The sequence below is a fragment of the Vibrio sp. ZOR0018 genome (assembly GCF_963865925.1).
GTDB classification, from domain to species: Bacteria; Pseudomonadota; Gammaproteobacteria; order Enterobacterales; family Vibrionaceae; genus Vibrio; species Vibrio anguillarum.
On the sequence record NZ_CAWMCN010000050.1, the window covers coordinates 1 to 2,722 of the forward strand.

Sequence of the window (2,722 nt, forward strand, 5' to 3'; positions counted from 1 at the left end):
GAATCGTAATCGGAAATATCCATTTCTCGAATTGTAATCACTAAAGCCTCCAAAGCTTATAACGCCCGGCTAAGGGGTTGACAACGCATAGCCGAACTCAAAAAACACACTTAAACACTGAACTTCAATTTTGCACCAAAACCGCCACGCGTTGGCAATCCCTCTTGAGCCGTTTGTTAGGCCAATCAATTGACACCGACACTTTCACAACCCAAGAACAAGTCTTTTTGTAAAACTCAAACAAACTAAACCATTAATTTATAAACTAAAACTCTAACTTTGCAAAGAAACAAAAAACTCAAATTGAGCGGTTTGGAAGAAAAGTGACGAACGTAGCATGCTCGGCGGACGTTTGAATGCTGAAGGTTATTTTGCCGATGAATTCACAGCGAAAAGTAACCCAACGCGATCAAGAAACAACAAATATGTGATGATTATTTATTGCTTAAGTTCAGCCATGAGAACATGGAATTTACCGTTCAATTTCAACTCGATTTAGCTGATAAAAACTCACTTTGCCTAACGCCCGGTTAAGGGGCAGCCAACGCTATTACCAAGCTTCCGCATAACACCGTAAACACAAAAAACCAACGCATAATAAAAACGCCACGCGTTGGCTGTCCCTCTTGAACCGTTTGTTAGGGTAATTTGAACCCCTTGCGCTTTTGAGATATTTTTTTCGAAAGCTCTAAGATGGCTATTTTGTCTCGTAAAGCATCAATTACAATACGAGCTGTAATTGCTCCTAAGTAAATTCCAGAAACGAGGCCTGTTACTAAAGGGGATAAGTTAAATATTTCTTCGGAACCCAATGCTTTAACAGATGCCAAGTAGATCATGATGATAGCTGGAACAATACCGAGTTTATCAACAATTCCAACAAGAAAACCTACCCTCGATTCTAAATACCTAATGCGATCCTCAAAAAGGACCTTAACGCAGTCTATGCTGTCATCACCGAAGGTTGAAATTTCTTCCGCGGCTATATAATCCGACTGATATCTTTCATTTATATTTTTTAAAGTTTCTTTTGTTGCACCTACAAAGAAGCGAACTGTAGAAATAAATGAGGACAATGAATACAATGCAAGAAACGCAAAAAAGGCAAATAACGATATGTAAGAAGTGGTAGCATCGCCAAATAAAGCTGCAATCAAGGCAATAGCTAAAGATACAACTCCCGCCAGAAATGAGAGTGCTTCCATTTTATTGGCAATAAAAAAGTTCTTAACATCGTTTAATACACTCTCTTTCGATACAAAACATTCAATGATCGAGCCAATATCATCACTGTTCAAAATATACTCCTATTGCCCTAACGCCCGGCTAAGGGGTTGACAACGCACTGCCGAACTCAAAAAACACCCCGAAAACACTGAACTTCAATTTTGTACTAAAGCCGCCACGCGTTGGCAATCCCTCTTGAGCCGTTTGTTATGCAAATTCAATGAGATAAACTGACTTTACACGACCAAAAGCCACAATTGCAATGGTTGAGTGATTCAAGAACCAACCCAAGTCAGAGCCATGATAAATAAGCCGCCAAAACAAAGTCCACCTTTCAGCAACAAACCAAGCTTTTGAATCAGGAAAACTCAACGAGCGAAAACTTCAGCAAGTACAAAATGCTCGATAAACTTGCCCTTTCCACACTTTGCGCACGCTGAATTGGCAACAAAACAGCACCAAAACTCATTGAGGCAAACAAAGAACCTTGCCTGTTTTACGGCTTGAGTGAACCAAGAATTCTAGGATAAAAATGCTCATTTGCCGACAATACAAAACGAATTGCCAGAGAAATCCCAAAAAATTGAACCCCTAAATTTACCTGAGTTGCATAACGCCCGGCTAAGGGGTTGACAACGCACCGCCGAACTCAAAAAACACACGTTGGCAATCCCTCTTGAGCCGTTTGTTAGCAGTACTATTTCACCTTAACTTCATTGAGTCTATTTCTAATGGCATCACACGCTGAGCTAATAAGATCGATAATTTCGCGTCTGTTGGTCTGAGCTTCTTTGTAATACTCTGCGTTGTTGCACTCGATATACTCACTATCAATGCTTTCATGGCGACACTTTTCACACACACGATCTAAGGCTTCATAAATATCTTGAGGGTAAAAAGGCTTGTTGTGTTCGAGAACCTTGTACATTTCATTGAACTTTACTACAAATGGCTGTAAACGTTCACGAATTCTATCCTCTTGTGATTGGTTTGGGTCGACATAATCCATGAATGGGCGCAAATGCATAGTTGCACTTTTTAACTCTACAAGCGATGCCCAAATGTCGCGATAAACTTTATATTCATGCTCCAGCTGGACTTGAGAAATGTATGTGGCACTTTGTAACTCTGCATCAAGTTTTTTGTTAGTCGAATCTAGTTCTTTTTTCAAAGACAGGAGATCTTTTTGAAGCTCTGCTTTATTTGTTTCAACTATTCGACTGATCCAGATTTTGCTAATAAATGCAAAAAGGGCAGCTAAAACAACAGTACCGCCACCAAGTAAACCAATAATATATTCCAAAATTTCCACTGAATTTCCTTTGTACTGCTAACGCCCGGCTAAGGGGTTGACAACGCACCGCCGAACTTAAAAAACACACTGTAAACACTGAACTTCAATTTTGTACTAAAGTCGCCACGCGTTGGCAATCCCTCTTGAGCCGTTTGTTATGCAAATTCAATAAGATAAACTGACTTTACTCGATCAAAAGCC

2 protein-coding genes are annotated in these 2,722 nt (G+C 39.9%); both read right to left on the reverse strand.

Annotated features, from left to right (window positions below; genetic code table 11):
• Window positions 1–638: 638 nt before the first annotated feature.
• Entirely contained in the window at window positions 639–1,298 is a 660-nt protein-coding gene (locus AACR75_RS01995; RefSeq protein WP_047691627.1) for a hypothetical protein, read from the reverse strand.
• Between the two features lie 626 nt (window positions 1,299–1,924).
• Window positions 1,925–2,539, reverse strand: a complete 615-nt coding sequence (locus AACR75_RS02000) for a hypothetical protein (RefSeq protein WP_047691630.1) — start codon at window positions 2,537–2,539, stop codon at window positions 1,925–1,927.
• Between the last annotated feature and the right edge of the window lie 183 nt (window positions 2,540–2,722).